Origin of the sequence: Nocardia sp. NPDC049149, assembly GCF_043197455.1 — a bacterium.
In the GTDB taxonomy this organism is placed as follows: Bacteria; Actinomycetota; Actinomycetes; order Mycobacteriales; family Mycobacteriaceae; genus Nocardia.
In genome coordinates this window covers 23,335-43,959 of sequence record NZ_JBICTD010000023.1, presented here as the reverse complement: position 1 = coordinate 43,959, position 20,625 = coordinate 23,335, and the positions used below count along the sequence as shown (strand labels likewise).

The following is a 20,625-nucleotide window of genomic DNA, read 5'->3' as shown; positions in this document are numbered from 1 at the left end:
CCGCGGGTTGGACGGTTTCCTGGCGAGCGGGACGGTTTCGGGGTTTGCACTGGATAGCGTGGTGGCGTCGTGTGCCGTTCCCGGCTGACCTCCGCTGTCAGGTGCGGGTTCTCTTGTTCCAGACCGGGTTGCTTGGCTGTGGTCCGGTTCAAAGACCTTTCGGGGAAGTGATCTCGAGGAAAGTTGACGGGAGTCCAATGGTGGGCGTCTCGGCGCGTACTGCCACCATAAGACTCCGCTCAACGGTGGTCAGCAACCATTTCTCTCCGCTCAACTGGGCCACGCCGCCACACTGTCACACCGTCACGAAAGATTCGGCCCGGTCATTTGGGTGTGGTCCGGTTCAAAGAACTTCCGGGAAGTGATCGTGGAATGTTGACGGGAGTCCAATGGTGGGCGTCTCGGCCCGTCGTGCCACCATATGACTACCGTCAACGGCCATCTGGAACCATTTGACTACCGTCGATGGGGCTCGGCAACCGTCATCTCCCCGCCATCGAAGTCTTCGTACCCGTAGCGAAGTGAGCTGGTGGCCCGAGAGGGCTGTTGGGGTGAGAGTTGGTGCGACTATGAGCTATTCGGGTGGGGCACTTTGAGGGGACCACGGGGCGGTGGCACCTCGAGCGACCACGGTTGCAGATTGCGGAAGGGAGAGGCGGCGCATGGTGGGCGCCGCCTCTCGTCCGTTACGTGGTCGGCCAGCTTGTGTCACCTGGTCGGCCGGCCTGGATTACATACTCGGCCAGCTTGTGTCACCTGGTCGGCCGGCCTGGATTACATACTCGGCCAGCCTGTGTCACTCGGTCGGCCAGCCTGGGTTACTTACTTGGCCAGCCGCCGTAGGGGACGGTGATCAACTCCAGGAAGTGACCGTTCGGGTCGAGGAAATAGACGCCGCGGCCGCCGTCGTTGTGGTTGATCTCGCTGACGCCTTGTTGGCGCGGGTCGGCCCAATGGTCCAGCTTGTAGCGCTGGATCTTGGCGTATGCCGCGTCGAAGACGTCGTCGGAGACCAGGAAGGCGTAGTGCTGCGGTGCGATTTCGGTGACATGCGGGGGGATTTTCGCGAAGTCGAAGGTGACTGCGTTATCCAATGGGAGCGGGATGAATGGACCCCACTCTGCCCCGATTTCCGAACCGAGGATGTCCGCCCAGAATTCGGCGGTCACCCGATTGTCGTGACAACCGACAATGGTGTGATTGAACTGTACTGACAGGGGAATTTCTCCTTGTGCCGTGACGGTCCCGACCCCGGGCTCGGTACAAGGCGGCCAACGGGAGCACCGTCACGTCGAACGACGTTAGCAAACCTCCGACGAATTTCGCCAGTGCCCCGTGACCGACACCACGGTCGACGTCATCGCGGCAGGCGCAGTTCGGCGCGATATCCCCGATCAATGGTCGGCCCGGATCGGAAAGTGCCGCCGAGCAATTCGGCGCGTTCGGCCAATCCGACCAGGCCGTGGCGCGAACTCGGCAACGCCACCGCAGGCCGGGTCGGCTCGGTATTGGTCACGGTGACGCCGAAATGCTCTGTGTCGTGCCACAACTGGACCGTCGCGGTCGCACCCGGCGCATGCTTGCGGACGTTGGTGAGCGCTTCCTGCACGGTTCGATAGATCGTGCGCTGGCCCGGCGCGCCGAGATCGTCGGGCAACGTGCCGCTGAACTCGACCTCGATTCCGCTGGAGTCGAGCAGCTTTCGCAGATCGGCGAGCGTCGGCTGCGGGGTGAGCTCGGTGCTTTGCCCGCCGGCCGCGCGCAGCAACGTCACCATGTGGCGCAGTTCGTCGAGGGTGTCGACGCTGAGTCTGCGGATAGTGCGGGCGGCGTCGATCGCGTCCGCGTCGGTGGCCGCGACCTGCAGCGCGCCCGCGCGCACCGCGATCAGGCTGACCTGATGGGCGACGACATCGTGCATTTCGCGGCCGATCTGGGCGCGTTCGCGGGCCAGCACGGCCTGGGCGTGCAACTGCCGTTCGTGGTCGCGCGCCTCTTCGATCTCGACCAGCCTGGCCTTCAGATCGCGGCGGGTCTGCATGAGCTGGCCGAGCAGCACCGGGGCGCCCGCCCAGGCCAGCGAATACGCGAAGCTGACGACGGTGGCGGGCCGGTCGTCGACCGGCCCGAGCGGGAACGGCGCGGCGGCGGCGATCGAGGTGCCCAGCACCGCCGCCACCAGCAGCGCCCGGTTCTTGGTTCGCTCCGCGAGCGTGTAGAGCGCGATCGCCGGCGCGGCGAGGTTGGCGAGGATCCAACTCCCCGGCAGCGTCAGCAGGTAGGCCAGCAGCGGAAAGCGCCTGCGCAACAACAGGGCCGCGCAGGCGATGCCGCCGACGGTGCGTTCGATCAGCGATGTTTCGCCGGTGTCGGCGATCAGATCCAGCACGGCCACCGCGATCAGCGCGAGGTCGATCAGCCACGGGGTGAACCTGGTCATGATTGTCCGTCCAGCAGGCCCGCGCGTTGCGCGAGCAGCGCCGCCTGCACCCGGCTGGTCACCCGCAACTTGGTGAAAATCGCACTGACATGGTCTTTCACCGTGCCGACGCTCAAGTGGATGCGCTGCCCGATCTCGGCGTTGGACAAGCCGGCGGCGACCAGCACGAGGACCGCGCGCTCGCGGTCGGTGAGTCGTTGGATGCGCCCGGCATCCGCATCGATGTCGGCGGTGGCGGCCGGTTCGGCATTGCGCAACAGGGCCGCCGAGACCTTCGGCGACAGCACGACGCCACCGGCGACCAGGGTGCGGGTCAGCTGCGCCAGCTGCTCGGGTTCAGTGTCTTTCAAGACGAAACCAGCTGCGCCGGAACGTAATGCGGACAGGATGTAGTCGTCGGTGTCGAACGTCGTCAGCATCGCCACGACAGGGGCGTTGGCCATGGCGCGGATCTGGCGCAGCACGGTCAGGCCGTCCACGTCGGGCATTCTGATGTCGAGCAGCACGACGTCGGGGCGTTCCCGCTCGACCGCCGCCACCGCCTCCGACCCGGTTGCCGTGGCGACCACCTCGATGTCGGGGGCCGCGTTCAGGATCAGTTGAAAACCGGAACGCACCAGCGCCTCGTCGTCGACGACCACCACCCGGATCACCCGTCGCACCCCTCTCGCTGTTCCGCCAGTTCCGCGTGTGAGCCTAGAGCGGGGTTGCCCGCGGAGCCGTCGACGACCCGGGCGATGGCCGATCGGTGGGGGTGATCCGGCCGATCGGCGGGGTCGCGACCGCCGGTCCGCGGAGGTGCTCCGGACACGTGCCGGATACCCGTGCCGTCGTGCCTGCTCAACGCTGAAAGTCATGGCATACAACGCGCTTTCGGCCGAACCGGATCGGTTGGTTCGAGGGGACGGTACGGGCCGCGCGGCTGCCGCGCGGGAGGGCGCCCGGCTGGTCGGCGTCGACCTCGCCCGTGGCATCGCGGTGCTCGGCATGTTCGCCGCGCACGTGGGGCCGGACCCGGTGGAGGGCGGCGTGACCGGGTTCGTCATGGAGGTGGCGCACGGCCGGTCGTCGGCGCTGTTCGCGTTCCTCGCGGGTTTCTCGATCGTGTTGCTCACCGGCCGCCGCGCGCCGAAGACGGGCCGCGACGGCAGGCAGGCGGTGGTGCGGGTGCTGATCCGGGCGGGCATTCTGCTCGTGCTCGGCACTCTGTTGACCGCGCTCGGCACCGAGGTAGAGGTGATCCTGGCCTACTACGGTCTGTACTTCGTTCTGGTCTTGCCGTTGTACCGGTTGCGTGCCGTCACCTTGGCGGCGGTCGCGGCGGTGACCGCCCTGGTGCTGCCGCAGATCTTGTTCTTGGTGACCGGGTCGAATTCCGACTGGACCGCCGCCATCGATCGCTTCGACCCGCTCGCCTGGTTGAGCAGCCGTGGTGAGCCGATCGGCAGCCCCGGCGGGATCATGGGGTTGCTGTTCACCGGTAGCTATCCGGCGCTGGCGTGGCTTCCGTTCGTCCTCGCCGGGATGGCGGTGGCGCGATTCGATCTGTCCGCCACAGTGATTCGGATGCGGCTGCTCGCGGTCGGAGTCGGCCTCGCGGTGCTCGGCTACGGCGGTTCGGCGCTGGCAATGCATCTGGTGCCCGGGACGACCACGTGGTCCGGAATCATGAACGCGCCGTGGTGGTCCGACGTGGCCGAGGTGCCGTCGGGCTGGCGTTCGCAGCTGGTTGCGGTGCCGCACAGTGAAACTACGTTGTCGATCCTCGCGAACACCGGTGTCGCGCTCACGGTCCTGATCGGGTGTTTGGTGGCATGCGACAGGTCCCTGCGGTTCCGGCGGGTGACTGCACCGCTCATCGCGGTCGGCAGTATGTCGTTGACCGCCTACGTGTTTCACGTCATCGCGATCGCGGTGCTCGGCTTCGACACCCTCCCGGCCGGTTCCCTCCCGGTGCTGCTCGGCCTGAGCGCGATCATCCTGATGTTCGCCTACTGCTGGACCCACTTCTTCCGCCGCGGACCCCTGGAGTGGTTGCTGAACCGGGCAACGGCAGTGGCCGGGCGCGTGCGATGAGCCACCCGGTCACCTCGACCAGGGAGGGCGTGGTGATCGGGGCCGTCGCTGCGGCGCTAGTGCTGACCTTGCTCTTCTGCCCTGGCAGGGTTGCATGTTCGAGCCACTCCGGTGACCGGCCCTGCGTGGGCAGCCGCATCCTGCTCGATCGGAGGGGGGTTGTCCACGCGGGTCGTCGTGGTCTGCTGCGGGTGGATGAGCCATGCGGGGCCACGCGGGGGACAGGCGGCTCTCGGCACCCGCGAGCGCTGTGCCTGGGACAGTCGGGGCGGTAGCGTCGGCGGAATGAAGATTCGTGGGGCGGTCCTGGAGCGGATCGCGGCGCCCGTGCCGTTCGCCGAGTCGGCGCCGATCAGGGTGGGTGAGCTGGAGCTCGGTGCGCCGGAAGCCGGTGAGCTGCTTGTTCGGATCGAGGCGGCCGGGCTGTGCCATTCGGACCTGTCGGTGGTGGACGGCAATCGAGTCCGGCCGGTGCCGATGCTGCTGGGGCACGAGGCGGCGGGCCGGGTCGAGGCGATCGGGCCGGGCGGCAGCGATCTCGCGATCGGGCAGCGCGTGGTGATGACCTTCCTGCCGCGCTGCGGTGAGTGCGCGGGGTGCGCGACCAACGGTCGGACGCCGTGTGTGCCGGGCAGTGCTGCCAACAACGCCGGTGAACTGCTCGGTGGTGGGCGGCGGCTGCACCGCGACGGCGACGAGGTGCACCACCATCTCGGGGTGTCCGCGTTCGCGACGCACGCGGTGGTGGACCGCAGGTCGGTGGTGCCGGTGGACGACGACGTGCCGCCGGAGGTCGCGGCCGTTCTCGGTTGCGCCGTGCTGACCGGTGGTGGGGCACTGCTGAATTCGGCGAAGCCGGGACCGGGGGACCGGATCATGGTGGTCGGGCTCGGCGGCGTCGGGATGGCCGCGGTGCTCGTCGCGGTGTCGTTGGCGGCCGAGGGTCATGAGGTGATCGCCGTCGACACGGTGCCGGAAAAGCTCACTCTCGCACGAGAGTTGGGCGCGACCGCCGCCTACACCCCGGCGCAGGTCGCCGAGCTCGGCGTGCAGGCGGAGATCGTGGTCGAGGCGGCGGGCAACGTCCGCGCCTTCGAAACCGCTGTTGCCGCAACGGCTGCCGGTGGCACCACGGTGACGGTCGGCCTGCCCGCGCCCGAGGCCCGTGCGGCCATCTCGCCGCTCGGCCTGGTCGCCCAGGGACGTTCGATTGTCGGTAGCTACCTGGGTTCGGCGGTGCCCGCTCGCGATATCCCGGCGTATGTCCGGATGTGGCGCGAGGGGCGCCTGCCGGTGGAACGGCTGGTCTCCGCGCATATCGGCCTCGACGACATCAATGCGGCGATGGACGAACTCGCGGCAGGCCACGCGCTGCGACAGGTGATCGTCTTCGATTGAGGTTGCGCCGGCTACTGCGGGCGACCCCGGCCCTCGTCCATCGTGTCGACGAAACGAGTGAGTAGGCGGGCGAATTCGGCGCGTTCGGCGGCGGTCCAGTCGGACATCGCCGCGGCCATCGCGGTGCGGCGACCGGTCTGGGCGGTCGCCACCGCCTGCCGCCCAGCGCCGGTGAGCCGGAGCACGGCGCGGCGGCCGTCCTGCTGATCGGCTACTCGTTCCAGGAGTTCAAGGGAAACCGCCTGTGCGACAAGGCGGCTCGCGCGGGGCTGATCCACGCCGAGCGCTGGGGCAATCGTGCTGACGGTGGTGGACTCGTCGGCGGCCACCGCGTCGAGTACGCGGAATACCGCTACGGGGATCGGTGTGTCCCCGGCGAGCGCACCGCGGGTCTGCCTGCGCCGGATGCGGACCATCGCCGCTTCGACGGTTTCGGTGATCGCGTCGTGCTCGTCCATCGGTCATGCCTCCTTGTCCTGCACTCTTCCACCTCCCGCAGATACATGTCATAGTACATGTAGTTGTTTATTGACATGTTGTGGAGGAATGATGGCCGTTCAGCGCCGAATCGGGTACTGGCTCGTGGAACTCGATCGCCTGATCAACGAGCGTTTCGACGAGGATCTCGCCGCGGGCGAGCTGAGCAGGCGGCACTGGCAGATCCTGCACTCGCTCGCGGACGGACCGCAGCAGGCAGACGAGGTCCGCGCCGCGCTGGACACATTCCTGCGCGACCCGGCGGACTGGACGGACGAACTGACAGCACTGCTGGACAGAGGCCTGGTGGTCGCGGATGTGGACCTGCTCGCGCTGACCGATGCGGGGCGCGCGATCCACGACGCGGCGTGGCTTCGGATCGGGGCTCGTCGCCGGCAAATGGCCGACGGGATCTCCGACGAGCAGTTCGCCGAAACCCTGCGGGTGCTCGAGAAGATGGCAATCAACATGTCCGGCGGCCCGAGCGCCGCACCGGTCAGGATCTCGTGAGGAAATCCGTCACCGTACTGATGTAGTCGGTCGTCCGGCTGATCAACAAGGAGTGGCCACCGTCGGGGAAGGTGCGAAAATCGCAGTCGGGGTGCAGAACTCGCAGCCGCTCGGTGTGGGTGGTGGTGATCAGCGGATCGTCGTCCGCCCGGAAGATCAGCGTCGGCCCCTGCCACGCACGCTGCCGCATCAGGTCGTCGACACCTTCGGCGATCTCGAGCAACATTCCGTAGGAATTGGCGGCGCCCGCGCTACCCGACACCTCGCCCGCCGCGATCACCTGCTCGATCCAGAACTCGGCGTCATCGGAGTCCGTCCAGGTACTCCGCAACGACGTGCGGATGGCCTCCTGTGTCTCGGGCCACGGTGTCGTCAACGCGGATTCGATCCGCATCCGCAGCCGATCGACATCCTCCGGCCCATACAGTCCGGTACCCGAGAAGGTGAGCGACCGAATCCGTTCCGGCACCCGCCGCGACAACAACTCCGCATACATCCCACCCGCCGACTGTCCGACCACGTGCGCCCGCTCGATGCCCTCCGCGTCGAGCACCGCGACCAGCCCATCGATCAGCTCGTCACACGAACCGACACTCGACGGATAGTCCGGCGCCACCGTCCGGAACCGCGGCGCCAAGGCCTGCGCCAAATCCACCCACCCGATGCCGATCCCCGCACCCCCGGTCAGCAGCAGCACCGGCTCCCCGGCCCCACCGCTGTAGTAATGCCAATCATGCTGCCCGACACCAAGTTTCTTGCTGTCGTGCGCGCGTAGAAAAACCGCTGCCCGCTCACGAATCGAAGTCACGCCCGCGACGTTAGGTCAGTTTCCCGCAATGCGCAAACATGCGCATGTAGCAATGTGTGACTCCCTACGCAAGATCGGAGAGGTCGAGGGCCGAGGCTGCGGCACGGTCGATACGCTGGCTGCGACGGGAAAGCGGAAAGAGGAGATGCGGTGACCATTCGGGTCGGTGTGCTGGGAGCGCGCGGCAAAGTGGGGCAGGCGATCTGCGCTGCCGTGGAGGCGGCGGCCGATCTGGAGTTGGTTGCGGCGGTCGACAAGGACGATTCGCTCGAGGCGTTCACGGCCGCGAACACGCAGGTCGTTGTCGACTTCACGCACCCGGATGTGGTGATGGGGAACCTGAAGTTCCTGGTGCAGAACGGCATCCATGCGGTGGTCGGCACCACCGGCTTCGACGCCGCCCGCCTCGACGAGGTGCGCGGCTGGCTGGCCGACCGCCCCGAGACCGGCGTGCTGATCGCCCCGAACTTCGCCATCGGCGCGGTGCTGTCCATGCGCTTCGCCGAACAGGCCGCCAGGTTCTTCGAATCGGTGGAGGTCATCGAACTGCACCACCCGAACAAGGCCGACGCGCCCTCCGGCACCGCCTACCGCACCGCCGGACTGATCGCCGCCGCCCGAGCACAGGCAGGCGTCGGCCGTAGCCCCGACGCCACCACGACCGAACTCGAGGGCGCCCGCGGCGCCGACGTCGACGGCGTCCGCGTGCACTCGGTGCGGCTGGCCGGCCTGGTCGCGCACCAGGAGGTGCTGTTCGGCACCCAGGGCGAAACCCTCACCATCCGGCACGATTCCATCGACCGATCGTCGTTCGCCCCCGGCGTGCTCCTCGGCGTCCGCGAGATCGCCGGCCGTCCTGGCCTGACGGTCGGACTCGACCCGTTCCTCGATCTGTGAACGAGCGCGGGCGAGGACACATGGGCCGCGTCGCCGAGGCGTGGACGTGAGCAACGCCGAGTCGAACGATTCCGGGCAGAACCGGGAAGTCGTCAAGCTCGTGGCCTTCATCGCGGTCTTGGTGCTGGTGCTCGGCTTCTACTTCCTGCTGCTCGGCCGAATCGCGTTCAGCCTCATCGGTTCCGGCGAGGTCACCGGCATCTTGATCGGCATCGGTGTGCTGCTGCTGCCGCTGGTCGGCGTCTGGGTCGTCGTTGCCACGGTCCGCGCCGCGCTCGCGCACCAGCATCTGGCGCGCCGCATGCACGACGAGGGACGCGAGCTCGACACCTCCGACCTGCCGCGCCGTGCCTCCGGCCGCATCGAGCGCGAAGCCGCCGACGCCTTGTTCGACCGTGTCAAAGCCGAATGGGAAGCCGACCCCGACAACTGGCGGGTCTCCTATCGCCTTGCCCGCGCCTATGACTATGCCGGTGACCGCGCCCGCGCCCGCGAAACCATGCGCCGCGCCGTCGCGCTGGAAAAGCTCGAACGCGACCAAACACGTTAACGTGCACCATTGCCACCACGTCGAACGAGGTAGGGAGCTCGATGAAACTGCGTCTGCCCGCTCTTGTCGCCGGAATTTCCGTTCTGTTCATTGCTTTTGCCGTCCCCGCCCATGCCACCAGCCCGGCCTCGCGGGCCGAGGAACAATCGGACGCGCAAGCCGAAGCGAACCAGAAGATCTGGAGCGACATCGCGCAGGTGTGGTGCGACAACCCGGCGAATCCGCGAGAAGATCTGACGAAGGCGCGCAAGCAGATGAGCGACAAGAGGCTCATCGCTTATTACGAGGCGTACAAGCTCAGCCCGCTCGACTTCGGCACTTATGATCGGATCAATATCGCCCGCAGCACACTGTTCCGCCAGCGGGTAGAGTGGGCGCCGCCGGCCGGATCCGCGGAGCCGGACAACATCCGTATGTGGCGATTCCTGACCTGCACTCCCGCCGAGTCCAAGGCCGAGTGGTCGAACTACCGCAAGCAGGCGAACGAGAAATACGGCACGAAGATGCGGGCGGGATTCGAGGACGACGACGCGATTCTCGCGTTGTACGACGAGCAAATGATCGCCATGAAGAAGGCGATGCTGGACACGGAAACGGCCGAGGACTGATCCGCACGTGGCGCAGCTGTTGATCATCCATCACACGCCCTCCCCGCATACGCAGGCGATGTTCGAGGCCGTCGTCGCGGGCGCGACCGACCCGGACATCGAGGGCGTCGAGGTCGTCCGCCGCGCGGCCCTCGCCGTCACGGCACCCGACGTGCTGGCCGCCGACGGCTACCTGCTCGGCACCCCCGCGAACCTCGGCTACATGTCCGGCGCGCTCAAGCACGCCTTCGACACCTTCTACTACCCGGTCCTCGATTCCACCCGCGGCCGACCTTTCGGTTTCTACCTGCACGGCAACGAGGGCACCGAGGGCGCGGAACGCGCCATCGCGAGCGTGACCACCGGCCTCGGTTGGGTGCAAGCCGCCGCGCCGGTTGTCGTGTCGGGCGCGCCGAGCAAGGACGATATCCAAGGTTGCTGGGAGCTCGGCGCGACCATCGCCGCCCAGCTGATGGGCTGATGAAACATGTTTTCTCCCCGAGATAGCTGGGGACGAAAACCTTCCGGTTGACAGGTAATCGAGCGGCCCCGATTTCTGGTGTCTGACCTTTCGAAGCGGCGGCCCGGCATACTGGTTGAACGTTGTTGCGGTGGGGACGTGTACGAGTTGCTCGGGAATGGAGATTGAGGTGACGTTGGCCGAAGGGGGCGAAAACGCACCGCGCCGGATCGGAGTGGTCGAAGACCACGAATCAGTAGCGATCGGACTGGCCGCCATGTTGGCGCCGGAACCCGACCTCGACCTGATGACGACCGCTGGCACAGTGCCGGAACTGCTGGCCGCCGCTCAGAACCTGCCGCAACTGGATCTGGTCGTACTCGATCTGCGTCTGGCCGATGGGTCGACGCCCGAAGACAATGTGCGCATGCTGCGGGACCGCGGCATCGAGGTGCTGATCTTCACCGGCGCGGACAACGCGTTCCTGGTGCGATCCGCCGCGCGTGCAGGTGTGCTCGGCGTGGTGCGCAAGTCCGAGGATGTGCAGACCGTGGTCGCGGCGGTACGCCGCGCCGCGTCCGGCGAGCAAGTGGTGACCACCGACTGGGCCGCCGCCATCGACGGCGATCCGCAACTGTCCGACGTCGGCCTGAGCCCGCGTCAGGAAGAGGTGCTCACGCTGTACGCGTCCGGGGAGAAGGCGTCCCGGGTCGCGCGGTTGACCGGCCTGTCCGAACAGACGGTCAACGACTATCTCGGCCGTATCCGGCAAAAGTATGCCGACGCGGGACGTCCCGCGCCGACCAAGACCGACCTGTACAAGCGGGCGGTGGAGGATGGTTGGCTGCCGGTGCCCGAGCGGCATCCACGCGCATGAACGAGCACACGACATGCACAGTCGACTACGTGGGCATGCCGGAGTCGAGCAGCGAGCTGCACGCATGACCGCGTCCAGCATGCTGGACACCTCGCCGAACTCTCACCCGATGTCGCTCGAGCACGCCGGAGCGAGCCGTTGGCGACGTCGTCTCGTCACCGCGACCCAGCGTCGCGGTTACGAGGGCGCCGCCGATCGGATTCTGCGACGGTTCGGGTTGGCGATCGGGATCGCCGGGGTGATCGTCGCGGTGGTGGAGCTGCCGGAGATCACGGGTCAGCGCGGGATCATCGATGTCGGGTGGACCGTCGCAACGATGGTGCTCGCGTTCGGGTTGTTCCCGGTGCTCGCGGTGGTGTCGATCACCTTGAGCAGACAGATCACTCAGCTGGTCGCGGGTGCGGCGGCGGTGTGCTTCCTGATCTCGATGGTGGTGATCCCGTTCGCGTATCCGGCCCCGGCGCCCACCGGCACGTCGGTCTGGCTGTATCGGGTGCTGGCGTTGGGCGTGCTCGCGGCCGTGCTGGCGTGGCGGCCTGCGCTGGCGGTCGGCTATCTGGTGCTCGGTTCGGCGGTCGCGGCGATGGCGAACAATCGGGTGCATCCGAGCGTGACGCCGCTGGGGTCGGCCGGTGACTTCGTGCAGTCGGCCGCACTGTGCGCGTTGTTTCTCTGGTGCGCGGTGTACGCCAAGGCTGCCGCGGATCGGGTGGATCGGGAGTCGGCGATCGAAAGCAGGCGGGCCGCTGCTGTCGCGGGTGCCGCGGCGCGCGATCGAGAGCGGGCCCGCTTCGCCGCGTTGATCCACGACGCGGTGCTGTCCACTTTGCTCGACGCGTCCAGGGCAGGCACCGATTCGCCGGTGCTGCGCCGTCAGGCCGAGCGGACGCTCGAACAGCTCGACGAGTGCCGGGGTGGGGAGACGGAACCGAATCGCTTGGATGCGCAGTCTGCCACCGGATTCCTGCGTTCGGCGGTGCACGAGGTCAACACCGATATCCGGTTCACCGCGCGTCGCTGGTCCGGCATCGATGATCTGCGGCTGCCGGTGGATGCCGCGGGCACCATTGCCGCCGCGCTCACCGAGGCTGTGCGCAACAGCCTGCGGCACGCGACCGTGCCTGGTCGCGAGGTGCAGCGCACCGTCACGGTGACCATCAGCGCCGGCGGCATCCGGGTGGTATTCCGTGATGACGGTGCGGGTTTCGACCTGGGGCAGGTGCCCGCCGATCGCCTCGGCATCTCGGTCAGCATTCTGGGCCGGATGCGTCAGCTGGCCGGCGGTGCAGGCTTTGTCGAGTCACAGCCGGGCGAGGGCACGACGGTGACCCTGGTGTGGGGCAGTGATGGCTGAGACCGACGTCGAATTCGGGCTGCGCGATCTGCTCGGCCTGCGGGATCCGGCGGCCGGGCTGTTCCTGCTCATTCTCGAGGCCACCATCGTGTTGTACATGGTGCGCAATTTCGGTCAGTCGCCGTTGATTCCGGCGGTGACGGCCCTGGTGCTGCTTGCCGCGGCCGGGGTGTTGGTGTTGGTGATTCCGGTCGATCCGCTGCCGTGGCCTGCGACCGTGTTCGTGGCCGCGTCCGGACCGGCGGCGACGGCGATCACCGCGTTCAACGCCGAGTCGGGCTGGTCGAAGCAGGTGGTGACGGCGTTCGCGGCGTCGTATGTGCTTGCGGTGCTTGTGTTGCGCGGCAGGCTGGGTTCGGCCTGGCTCGGTGTCGGCGGTGTCGCGGCGATCATCGCGTTCGTCGGCGTGGTGAGCGGGTTGCGCGGCGCGGTGATCGCCGGATCGTTCGTGCCGATCGCGACGGTGGCCGGGGTGTCGCTCTTCGCGGTGATCATGCGGCCCACTCAGCGTTCGCTGCGGTTGCTGCGCGAGGAGTCGGCGATGCGCGCCGCTGCCGAGGCCACCATGGCCGCGGAGAACGGGGAACGGAACCGGCAGTTGGCCCGGCTCGACAAGGTGGCGCGGCCGATCCTGGAACGCATCGCCGACGGGGTCGAACTCACCGCCACCGAGCGTGAGCAGTGCAGGCTGCTGGAAGCCGAACTCAGGGACGGGTTGCGCGCACCGCAACTCGTCACGGACGAACTCAGCAGCGCGGCCCGCGGTGCCCGATCGCGTGGCGTCGAGGTGGTGCTGCTGGACGACGGGGGTTTCGCCGGGGTGCCGCGGTGGGTGCGTCAGCAGGTAATCGAGGCCGCGACAAAGGAATTGGACGCGGCTAATGCCGGTTCGGTGACCGTCAGGGTGCTGCCGATGGGCCGTCGCATTCTGGCCACGGTCCTCGCCAATGCGCCGACTCAGGACCGCCGCACCGAGATCGATGCGGCGGGTACGGTCACCGTCTCTACATAGTCGCCAGAAGGGCGATGCCCCTCGCCCGCGGTTTCCTGGCGCATGGAGTGCGGACTCGTTGTGCGTCGGGTCTGCGGGCTCCGGCTCGAACGGCGGGCAAAGTTGTCGGTGGGGCATGGCATTGTGCGGGTATGCGGAAGATCAGTGCCGGGGTGGCGCGACGGGTGGCGGTGGCGGCCCAGGGTTTTGCGGCGCGCAAGCCTGCTCGGACGACGCGCCGGTCGGTGCTCGGGGTGCTGGAGAAAACCCAACTGCTGCAATTGGATTCGGTGTCGGCGGTGGTGCGGGCGCACTATGCGCCGGTGTTCAGCCGGATCGGCGCCTACGACCGCACGCTGCTCGACGAGGCGGTGTGGAGCAATGGCGCGCGCAAGCCGCGGCGGCTGGTGGAGTACTGGGCGCACGAGGCCGCGCTGATTCCGGTCGAGGACTGGCCGCTGATGCGCTGGCGGATGGCGCAATACGAGCACGGGCGCTGGTCCGGCATGCGCAAGGTGGTGGACCGCAATCCGACCCTGGGCCGGGACATCCTCGATGTGATCACCGAGGTCGGCGCGTGCACCGCCGGTGAAGTGGAACGGCATCTGGAACTGGACAAGCCGCGTGGCAAGGGTTCCTGGTGGAACTTGAGCGACACGAAGATGATCTGCGAGCAGCTGTTCGCGGCGGGCGCGCTCTCGGTGGACAAGCGGGTCGCCTTCGCCAGGCACTACGACTTGGCCGAGCGGGTCATCCCGCCGGATATCTTGGCGCACACCGTCTCCGAGGAAGACGCGGTGCGCGAGCTGGTGCTGCGCGCGGCCACCGCGCACGGCATCGGCACCGAAACCGACCTGCGCGACTACTACCGCCTGCACCGCAGGCAAACCGAACCGGCCATCGCCGACCTCGTCGACGCGGACGAGCTGATCCCGGTCGAGGTCGAGGGCTGGGACAAACCCGGCTACTTGCGCGCAGGCACCCCGATGCCACGCCGCGTCGAAGGTGCGGCGCTGCTGTGCCCGTTCGACCCGCTGGTCTTCTTCCGCGCCCGCACCGAGCGCCTCTTCGACTTCCACTACCGCATCGAGATCTACACGCCGGAACCCAAACGGGTACACGGCTATTACGTCTTCCCGTTCCTGCTCAACGGCGAGCTCGTCGGCCGCGTCGACCTCCGTGCCGAACGCGCCGCGGGCAGGCTCTCCGTGCCGGGTGCCTTCGCCGAACCCGGCTACGACACGCCCGCCACTGCCAGCGCCCTCACCGAGGCACTCCGGGACATGGCCGATTGGCTGGAGCTCGACAAGGTGGTCGTCGGCGCGAAGGGCAATCTGGCCCCGCTTCTCTAGCCGGCCACCCGGCTGCGGCGACACACGAGAAACGCTGTGCCGCTGCTGAACTCACACGTCGCGCTTGGGTCCGTAACCGCGCATCATCTGATCACGCAACGCACCGGAGACCGCGCCGGACATCCAGGAATTCAGCGACTGGCCGCTCTGCGCGGCCGCCTCTTCCGCCTTCGCCTTCAACTGCTCGACGAGCCGCAGGGTGACCCGGCTGATATCGCCGGTCATCTCCTCGAAGGTCGGATTGTCCTCCGATGACGTCGTCTTCTTGCGGAGGTCGACCTTGGCCTCGGTGCCGTCGAAGGACAGGTGCACGGCGCGGTCGGTGAGCTCGGCGTTGACCTCGGCGGCCAGCTCGGACAGCGCGGCGAAGAGCACCAGCCTGGCCGAACTTTCCGTTGCTGCGGCCAGCGCCGCCGCGGTGGCCTGGGTTTTTTCGTCGCCTAGGGCGGCGGCTGCGATGAGGTCCGCGCGCAGGCGGTCGGTGTACTTGTTCAGATCCATGACATCAGTGTGACGCCATATTTGATGTCACGCAAGGATGCACATGACATCATGCTGGCGGCAGTAGGAGGTGGATCACCCGACTGGCCGGTTCCTACGGAGGCGACGGTGTCGAGTGCGTTCTCGCGACCGGGTAGCCTTTCTGACCATGACGAACGGTGAATCGACGCCTGCGGAGCTGAAAGCCTCCGGCACGGTCGGTGTCGCGATGGTGACCCCCTTCGGTGCCGACGGCAAGCTCAACGTCGATGCCGGGGTCGCGCTCGCGGCCCGCCTGGTCGACCGCGGCGTCGACCTGCTCGCGATCTCCGGGACCACCGGCGAATCGCCGACCACCACCGAATCGGAGAAGGCGGACCTGCTCCGCGCCGTCGTCGACGCGGTCGGCACCAGGGCCACCGTGATCGCGGGCGCAGGCACCTACGACACCGCGCACTCCATCGAACTCGCCCGCAACGCCCAGCGTGCCGGCGCGCACGGCCTGCTCGTGGTGACCCCGTACTACTCGCGCCCGTCCCAGGACGGATTGCTCGCGCACTTCACCGCGGTCGCCGACGCCACCGACCTGCCGGTCACCCTCTACGACATTCCGCCGCGCTCGGTGGTGCCGATCGCCACCGACACCATCCGCCGCCTCGCCGAGCACCCGCGCATCGTCGCGGTGAAGGACGCCAAGGGCGACATCAACGCGGGCGCCGACCTGATCGCGAGCACCGGTTTGGCCTTCTACTCCGGCGACGACACGCTGAACCTGCCGTGGCTTTCGGTCGGCGCGACCGGATTCATCAGCGTGATCGGCCATCTCGTGCCGGAACGGCTTCGGGAGCTGCTCGACGCCTACACCGCGGGCGACGTCGTGCGGGCCAGGGACATCAACGCGAGCCTGGTGCCGTTGAACGCCGCGATGTTCCGCCTCGGCGGCGTCGCGATGAGCAAGGGCGCGCTGCGCCTGCTCGGCATCGAGGCGGGTGAGCCACGGTTGCCGCAGTTGATGCCGACACCGGAACAACTCGACCTCCTTGCCGCCGACCTACGAGCGGCAGGGGTGCACGCATGAGTCAACGAATCGTCTTACCGCGCATGACCGAACTGAGCGTCAGCGAGGTGTACGCATGAGTGAATCGGCGGCACGTCGTCCTCGTCGCACCGCGTCGCGCACCGCGGGACCGCCCGCTCCGGTCGAGCAGCCGGCGCGCGTCGAAAAGCCTGTAGCTGCGGCGCAACCCGCGCCCGCGGTGCAGCCAGTCGCGGAGCGAGCGGTGGCCCAGCCGGTGTCGACAGCGAACGAGCAGCCTGCCGCGATGCGGACCGCGCAGGCCAAGTCGAACACCGCGAACAAGGCGCCTGCGAAGAAGTCGGGTCCGCGTGCCGAGGCGGCCCAGCCTGCGAGGAAGTCCGGGCGCGGCCGCCAGCAGTCCGGCCGCGGCCGTGGCGAACAGTCGGCGCCGCAACCGGATCCGCGGGCCGCGGCCGCCGCGCACGACCGGCTCGGCGCCCCGCCGAAGCTCGCCAAGAACGGCCTGCGCGTGTTCGCGCTCGGCGGCATCGGCGAAATCGGCCGCAACATGACCGTTTTCGAATACGGCGGCAAGCTGCTCATCGTCGACTGCGGCGTGCTTTTCCCCGAGGACCAGCAGCCCGGCGTCGACCTGATCCTGCCCGACTTCCGGCCCATCGAGCACCGGATCAACGACGTCGTCGCCGTCGTGCTCACGCACGGCCACGAGGACCACATCGGCGCGGTGCCGTTCCTGCTGCGGCTGCGCTCCGACATCCCGGTCATCGGTTCGAAGTTCACGCTCGCGCTGGTCGCGGCGAAATGCCGGGAGCACCGCCAGCAGCCGAAGCTGCTCGAGGTCATCGAGGGCCAGCACACCACGCACGGCCCCTTCAGCTGCGAGTACTTCGCGGTCAACCACTCCATCCCGGACGCGCTGGCCGTCGCCATCCGCACTCCGGCGGGCGTCGCGCTGCACACCGGCGACATCAAGCTCGACCAGCTGCCGCTCGACGGGCGCCTCACCGACCTCGCCGGTTTCTCCCGGCTCGGCGACGAAGGGGTCGACCTGTTCCTGGTCGACTCGACCAACGCCGAGGTGCCCGGCTTCGTCACGCCGGAGCGCGAGATCGGCGGCGTGCTCGACACGGTGATCGGCAAGGCGCGCAACCGGGTGATCGTCGCCTCGTTCGCCAGCCACGTGCATCGCATCCAGCAGGTGGTCGACGTTGCCCAGAAGTACGGCAGGCGGGTGTGTTTCGTCGGCCGCTCGATGGTCCGCAACATGCAGATCGCGCAGGATCTGGGCTATCTGACGGTGCCGGACAGCGTGGTCGTCGATCTCGATCAGGCCGCGACGCTGCCCGGTGATCGGCTGGTGCTGATCTCCACCGGTTCGCAGGGCGAGCCGCTGTCGGCGCTGTCCCGGATGGCGCGCGGCGATCATCGCCAAATCAACATCCGCCAGGACGATCTCGTGGTGCTGGCCTCCTCGCTGATCCCCGGCAACGAGAACTCGGTGTTCGCGGTGGTGAACGGACTGGCCAGGCTCGGCGCCACCGTGATCACCCAGCAGAACGCCAAGGTGCACGTCTCGGGGCACGCCTCGGCGGGCGAGCTGCTGTATCTGTACAACGCGGTGCGGCCGACCAATGCCATGCCGGTGCACGGTGAATGGCGGCATCTGCGGGCCAACGCCGCGCTGGCCATCGCGACCGGTGTGCCGGAGGACCGGGTCATGCTCGCCGAGGACGGCGTCGTGGTCGACCTGGTCGACGGCATCGCCTCGATCGTCGGACGGGTGCCGGTCGGGCACGTGTACGTCGACGGGCTCTCGGTCGGCGACGTCGGCGAGTCGACACTGTCGGATCGTCTGGTGCTCGGCGAGGGCGGCTTCATCTCGATCACCGTCGCGATCGACGAGACCACCGGCAAGGCGGTCAGCACGCCGGAGGTCAGCGGGCGCGGCTTCTCCGATGATCCGACGGCGCTCAGTGACGCCGCCGAGTTGGTCGAGGCGGAACTGCTGCGGTTGGCGACCGAGGGCGTCACCGATACGCATCGGATCGCGCAGAGTGTGCGGCGTGTGGTCGGTCGCTGGGTCGCCGATACCTACCGGCGGCGCCCGATGATCGTGCCGACCGTGATCGGCGTCTGATACCGGATACACGAAAGCGCCGGATGCCCTTGGCATCCGGCGCTTGTCGTTCGGGCTAGCTCACTCCTGGCAGGCCGCGGATTCGATCTTCGCGCTCTTGACGATGTTGCACGCGAAGGTGTGGTCCACCTTCCACTCGCCGCCCTCGGAGACGAACGAGATGAAGGCGTTCTGCACCGGGGTGCCCGCGATGGTGACCTCGGCGTCGGCCTTCAGCTTGCCGTCCGCCGGGTCGCCGACCTTGGTGACCTTGACCTTGACGTCCTGCTTCTTGGCGGCGTCGACCAGGTTCGCGACCAGGTACGGATCCTGCTCGGCGGCCTGGATCCAGCTGATCTTCTCCTTGTTCGGCACAGCGGGATCGAATGCCTTGTTCAGGCGCTCGTTCAGCTGCTCCACCGACGGCTTGGCCAGCGCGGGCGAGGACGGAGTGGTCGGCACAGCGCCGGTCTCCTTGTCACCCTTGTCGCTGCCGCCCTGCAGTTCACCGGGTGCGGTGTCGGCCTTGGCGGTGCTGCTCGGCGCGTCCGTCTTCTTGTCGTCACCCGAGGCGCAGGCGGTGAGTGTGCACGCGGCGGCGGTCAGGACGACGGCCACGGCGGTCCGGAAAGTGCGGTGTTTCACGATGTTTCCCCTGAATCGAAGCGCGGACATCAGCCGTGGTTGGACGTGCAGTTCCAGTGCACGATGTACGCGTCGGAGTAGTTGTTCGACAGTGCCTTGCTCTGGGCACGGCTACGCGACGCGGCATACGACCAGCTGTAGGTGCCGGTACGGCTGGAATACGCCACGGCGCCACAGCCATTGGCGAACCAGACCACCGACTGGCAGTCGCCTGCGCCGCACTGGCGGACTGCACGCGCCTGTGCCGCAGCGGAATCCGGGTAATCGTAGGAATAACCGATCAAACCGGTGGAGGTGGAAAGCGCGATGGCGCCGTAGTTGTACGGCGCGGCTTGTGCGGCAGGAGCGCTGAGAGCCAGCGCGCAACCGGCCGCAACCAGAACAGCTGCGCCGGAAACAAACTTCTTCACAGGGAATTTGCCCTTCTTGTTCAAGAGTCCACGACCCGATGGACCGAGTGACAAGGTACATAGCGAACACCCATTGCGCTACCCGACAAATCGGGGCCTGGCGTGTCGACATGTCCTGGTGTCGTCCGGGATTGCGGAAGATCGGCGTTGCATCGGCCGAGTGAACTGGCGTGTCGCTGGGACTGTCAACCCGGCTATTCGCAGCAGTGGGAAGTGTCCGGAATGGGGTAGTCGGTGCGTTCCGCGCAATGGGGTGGTCGGTATGTTCAGTGGATGAGCATGGCGCAGCGCGAACGACAGCAACTGGTCGAGGCGATGACGGCTGCCGGTCCGGAAGCGCCGACTCTCTGCGGGGCATGGACGGTGCGAGACCTCGCCGCGCACTTGGTGGTTCGTGAGCGGCGGCCCGACGCCTCGCCGGGCATCATGCTGAAGCCGTTCGCCGGGTATCTCGATGGGGTGCAGACGAAAACGGCCCGTAAGCCGTTCCCCGAGCTGCTCGAGGAAGTCCGCACCGGGCCGCCGTGGTGGTCGCCGCTGCGACCGGTCGACGCGATCGTGAACCTGACCGAGATGTTCGTCCACCACGAAGACATCCGCCGCGGCACCCCCGGCTGGGAACCACGCGAGCTGCCCGCCGCCGACGAGAACGCCCTCTGGTCGTTCGCTCGCCGGATGGGCCGCCGGGCCTACCGCCGCTCGCCGGTGACGGTCGTCCTGGCGACACCGGACGGCAAACGCGCGGTGGTGCACTCGAAGCCGAGCGGGGAAGTGATCCTGACGGGCAAGCCGTCGGAGCTGCTGTTGCACGCCTTCGGCCGCGATGAGGTGCGTTTGGAGACCACGGGAGACCCCGAGTCGGTGCGTGCTGTGCTGAGCCTGGATCGCTCGGTCTGACCTTTCGACGCGATCGCGCGTGCGGTCGCCTCGGGAGGCGACGGCGTGGCGGTGTGTTGTTCGTCCTGACCTCGCGGATGCGATCGCCCCTGCTGTGTGCCGTTCGGGGCAGGACGGCGAGGGTGGCTCGCGAGAGGGGGCGGCGGTCGGCGTGGCGGTGTGTTGTTCGTCCGCGTGGCGCGGGCGGGGATTGCCCGCGCTGTTGTGGAGCCAGGAAGGGGCGGGCAACACGCGGAAGGCGGCTCTGAGCTCGGCGAGTTC

22 protein-coding genes are annotated in these 20,625 nt (G+C 67.8%); 14 read left to right on the top strand and 8 right to left on the bottom strand.

All coding sequences use genetic code 11. From position 1 onward, the window contains the following. Positions 1 to 818: 818 nt before the first annotated feature. The 3 genes from ACGFNJ_RS44025 to ACGFNJ_RS44015 all read right to left on the bottom strand — a co-directional run bounded on the left by ACGFNJ_RS44025 (position 819) and on the right by ACGFNJ_RS44015 (position 3,093). Positions 819 to 1,169, bottom strand: coding sequence for a VOC family protein (locus ACGFNJ_RS44025; protein WP_393462645.1), 351 nt, complete (start codon positions 1,167 to 1,169; stop codon positions 819 to 821). A 188-nt stretch (positions 1,170 to 1,357) separates the two neighbouring features. Further along, on the bottom strand, positions 1,358 to 2,440 hold the full coding sequence (locus tag ACGFNJ_RS44020; RefSeq protein ID WP_393462643.1) for a sensor histidine kinase: 1,083 nt from the start codon (positions 2,438 to 2,440) through the stop codon (positions 1,358 to 1,360). Then, positions 2,437 to 3,093 carry a response regulator gene (locus ACGFNJ_RS44015; protein ID WP_393462641.1) on the bottom strand — a complete coding sequence of 219 codons (657 nt, stop codon included), beginning with the start codon at positions 3,091 to 3,093 and terminating at the stop codon, positions 2,437 to 2,439. The genes ACGFNJ_RS44020 and ACGFNJ_RS44015 overlap by 4 nt, the downstream gene beginning before the upstream one ends. Before the next feature lie 202 nt (positions 3,094 to 3,295). On the opposite strand from ACGFNJ_RS44015, the gene ACGFNJ_RS44010 reads away from it, so the two are divergent. Both ACGFNJ_RS44010 and ACGFNJ_RS44005 read left to right on the top strand, forming a co-directional pair. Further along, positions 3,296 to 4,516: a DUF418 domain-containing protein gene (locus ACGFNJ_RS44010; protein ID WP_393462639.1), complete on the top strand. Its 1,221-nt coding sequence runs from the start codon at positions 3,296 to 3,298 to the stop codon at positions 4,514 to 4,516. Between the two features lie 285 nt (positions 4,517 to 4,801). Then, complete coding sequence (locus tag ACGFNJ_RS44005; RefSeq protein ID WP_393462637.1) at positions 4,802 to 5,914, top strand: alcohol dehydrogenase catalytic domain-containing protein; 1,113 nt, start codon at positions 4,802 to 4,804, stop codon at positions 5,912 to 5,914. Positions 5,915 to 5,925: 11 nt separating this feature from the next. Here the strand turns inward: ACGFNJ_RS44005 and ACGFNJ_RS44000 are convergent, their stop codons facing one another. Further along, positions 5,926 to 6,372, bottom strand: a complete 447-nt coding sequence (locus ACGFNJ_RS44000) for a MarR family winged helix-turn-helix transcriptional regulator (RefSeq protein ID WP_393462635.1) — start codon at positions 6,370 to 6,372, stop codon at positions 5,926 to 5,928. Between the two features lie 88 nt (positions 6,373 to 6,460). Here ACGFNJ_RS44000 and ACGFNJ_RS43995 point away from each other — a divergent pair, with 88 nt between their 5' ends. Next, positions 6,461 to 6,901, top strand: coding sequence for a MarR family winged helix-turn-helix transcriptional regulator (locus ACGFNJ_RS43995; RefSeq protein WP_393462633.1), 441 nt, complete (start codon positions 6,461 to 6,463; stop codon positions 6,899 to 6,901). Here the strand turns inward: ACGFNJ_RS43995 and ACGFNJ_RS43990 are convergent. Then, complete coding sequence (locus ACGFNJ_RS43990; protein ID WP_393462631.1) at positions 6,888 to 7,709, bottom strand: alpha/beta fold hydrolase; 822 nt, start codon at positions 7,707 to 7,709, stop codon at positions 6,888 to 6,890. The two genes, ACGFNJ_RS43995 and ACGFNJ_RS43990, sit on opposite strands and share 14 nt — an antisense overlap. Before the next feature lie 150 nt (positions 7,710 to 7,859). Between ACGFNJ_RS43990 and dapB the strand changes: the two genes are divergently transcribed. From dapB to ACGFNJ_RS43950, 8 genes are all read left to right on the top strand, one after another. After that, positions 7,860 to 8,606 carry a 4-hydroxy-tetrahydrodipicolinate reductase gene (gene dapB, locus ACGFNJ_RS43985; protein ID WP_393462629.1) on the top strand — a complete coding sequence of 249 codons (747 nt, stop codon included), beginning with the start codon at positions 7,860 to 7,862 and terminating at the stop codon, positions 8,604 to 8,606. 46 nt (positions 8,607 to 8,652) lie between these two features. Next, positions 8,653 to 9,156 carry a hypothetical protein gene (locus ACGFNJ_RS43980; protein ID WP_393462627.1) on the top strand — a complete coding sequence of 168 codons (504 nt, stop codon included), beginning with the start codon at positions 8,653 to 8,655 and terminating at the stop codon, positions 9,154 to 9,156. A 41-nt stretch (positions 9,157 to 9,197) separates the two neighbouring features. Then, positions 9,198 to 9,764: a hypothetical protein gene (locus ACGFNJ_RS43975; protein WP_393462625.1), complete on the top strand. Its 567-nt coding sequence runs from the start codon at positions 9,198 to 9,200 to the stop codon at positions 9,762 to 9,764. A gap of 58 nt (positions 9,765 to 9,822) precedes the next feature. After that, positions 9,823 to 10,224, top strand: coding sequence for a flavodoxin family protein (locus ACGFNJ_RS43970; RefSeq protein WP_393462649.1), 402 nt, complete (start codon positions 9,823 to 9,825; stop codon positions 10,222 to 10,224). A gap of 169 nt (positions 10,225 to 10,393) precedes the next feature. Continuing rightward, positions 10,394 to 11,080, top strand: coding sequence for a response regulator (locus tag ACGFNJ_RS43965; RefSeq protein ID WP_393462623.1), 687 nt, complete (start codon positions 10,394 to 10,396; stop codon positions 11,078 to 11,080). A gap of 64 nt (positions 11,081 to 11,144) precedes the next feature. Continuing rightward, complete coding sequence (locus ACGFNJ_RS43960; RefSeq protein WP_393462621.1) at positions 11,145 to 12,434, top strand: ATP-binding protein; 1,290 nt, start codon at positions 11,145 to 11,147, stop codon at positions 12,432 to 12,434. Next, entirely contained in the window at positions 12,427 to 13,446 is a 1,020-nt protein-coding gene (locus ACGFNJ_RS43955; protein WP_393462619.1) for a hypothetical protein, read from the top strand. Before ACGFNJ_RS43960 ends, ACGFNJ_RS43955 begins: the two co-directional genes overlap by 8 nt. A 131-nt stretch (positions 13,447 to 13,577) precedes the next feature. Beyond that, positions 13,578 to 14,777 (top strand): winged helix-turn-helix domain-containing protein, encoded by a 1,200-nt coding sequence (locus ACGFNJ_RS43950; protein WP_393462617.1) that lies wholly within the window; start codon positions 13,578 to 13,580, stop codon positions 14,775 to 14,777. Between the two features lie 51 nt (positions 14,778 to 14,828). Here the strand turns inward: ACGFNJ_RS43950 and ACGFNJ_RS43945 are convergent, their stop codons facing one another. Next, entirely contained in the window at positions 14,829 to 15,278 is a 450-nt protein-coding gene (locus ACGFNJ_RS43945; RefSeq protein WP_393462615.1) for a toxin-antitoxin system HicB family antitoxin, read from the bottom strand. Positions 15,279 to 15,426: 148 nt separating this feature from the next. Here ACGFNJ_RS43945 and dapA point away from each other — a divergent pair, with 148 nt between their 5' ends. Both dapA and ACGFNJ_RS43935 read left to right on the top strand, forming a co-directional pair. Then, positions 15,427 to 16,335 (top strand): 4-hydroxy-tetrahydrodipicolinate synthase, encoded by a 909-nt coding sequence (gene dapA / locus ACGFNJ_RS43940; protein WP_393462613.1) that lies wholly within the window; start codon positions 15,427 to 15,429, stop codon positions 16,333 to 16,335. A gap of 55 nt (positions 16,336 to 16,390) precedes the next feature. Further along, on the top strand, positions 16,391 to 18,433 hold the full coding sequence (locus ACGFNJ_RS43935) for an RNase J family beta-CASP ribonuclease (RefSeq protein ID WP_393462611.1): 2,043 nt from the start codon (positions 16,391 to 16,393) through the stop codon (positions 18,431 to 18,433). A gap of 60 nt (positions 18,434 to 18,493) precedes the next feature. Here ACGFNJ_RS43935 and ACGFNJ_RS43930 read toward each other — a convergent pair whose 3' ends face one another. Both ACGFNJ_RS43930 and ACGFNJ_RS43925 read right to left on the bottom strand, forming a co-directional pair. Then, positions 18,494 to 19,057 carry a hypothetical protein gene (locus ACGFNJ_RS43930; protein ID WP_393462609.1) on the bottom strand — a complete coding sequence of 188 codons (564 nt, stop codon included), beginning with the start codon at positions 19,055 to 19,057 and terminating at the stop codon, positions 18,494 to 18,496. A 29-nt stretch (positions 19,058 to 19,086) separates the two neighbouring features. Next, positions 19,087 to 19,491, bottom strand: a complete 405-nt coding sequence (locus tag ACGFNJ_RS43925; protein WP_393462607.1) for a DUF4189 domain-containing protein — start codon at positions 19,489 to 19,491, stop codon at positions 19,087 to 19,089. A 249-nt stretch (positions 19,492 to 19,740) separates the two neighbouring features. On the opposite strand from ACGFNJ_RS43925, the gene ACGFNJ_RS43920 reads away from it, so the two are divergent. Then, a complete protein-coding gene (locus ACGFNJ_RS43920) occupies positions 19,741 to 20,364 on the top strand; it encodes a TIGR03085 family metal-binding protein (RefSeq protein ID WP_393462605.1) in 624 nt (207 codons plus the stop codon). Positions 20,365 to 20,625 lie beyond the last annotated feature (261 nt).